Genomic DNA, 227 nt, shown 5'->3' with positions numbered 1-227 from the left:
CGTACTGCTCCACCCCGCGACGATATTATATTGTTTAAAAAAATGGAGGAGGTAGAGGGATTCGAACCCCCGCGCGATTCTCACCGCCTGTCGGTTTTCAAGACCGATCCCTTCAGCCGAACTTGGGTATACCTCCGACATATAAAAATAAAGTGGAGCCTAGCGGGATCGAACCGCTGACCTCCTGCGTGCAAGGCAGGCGCTCTCCCAGCTGAGCTAAGGCCCCA

General features: G+C 54.2%; 2 tRNA genes. Both read right to left on the bottom strand.

What is annotated here, in order from left to right:
• Nucleotides 1-43: 43 nt before the first annotated feature.
• A tRNA-Ser gene (locus JDS80_RS31190) sits at nucleotides 44-136 on the bottom strand.
• Nucleotides 137-153: 17 nt separating this feature from the next.
• Nucleotides 154-226: transfer RNA gene (locus JDS80_RS31185), tRNA-Ala, on the bottom strand.
• Between the last annotated feature and the right edge of the window lies 1 nt (nucleotide 227).

This window comes from Bacillus cereus group sp. N8 (assembly GCF_016483685.1).
Taxonomy (GTDB): Bacteria; Bacillota; Bacilli; order Bacillales; family Bacillaceae_G; genus Bacillus_A; species Bacillus_A proteolyticus.
This window is presented reverse-complemented; position numbering and strand designations above follow the sequence as displayed.